1 protein-coding gene is annotated in these 263 nt (G+C 33.8%); it reads left to right on the top strand.

Features of this window, described 5'->3' with window-relative positions; translation table 11 throughout:
• The coding region (locus AAEY88_RS14070; protein WP_350563375.1) for a hypothetical protein at positions 1 to 263 on the top strand (263 nt) is incomplete at both ends.

Here is a 263-nt window from a genome sequence, read left to right as displayed (position 1 = left end):
GCTTCTTAGAGAGCAATCAAGAACACTTTTCTGAAAATTACATTGCACGTATTTCTCACAGCGATTTTACCGTTTTATTTAGTGATATTGATGATATTCAAGCAATCAGTGAACGTATTTTATTGATGCATCAATCGTTTGTTGAAGAGTATAAAAACGTTAAGCTAGCGATACCTCACAGCTGTACTTATATTCAAAAAGACGATACGCGATTTGATGTATTAAAGCGTGCGGATGAACTTTTAAAATCATCGGGTAAACAA

Source organism: Psychrobacter sp. CAL346-MNA-CIBAN-0220, assembly GCF_040309805.1.
GTDB lineage: Bacteria > Pseudomonadota > Gammaproteobacteria > Pseudomonadales > Moraxellaceae > Psychrobacter.
The sequence above is the reverse complement of the archived record's forward strand: the minus strand, read 5'-3'. Positions and strand labels throughout refer to the sequence as shown.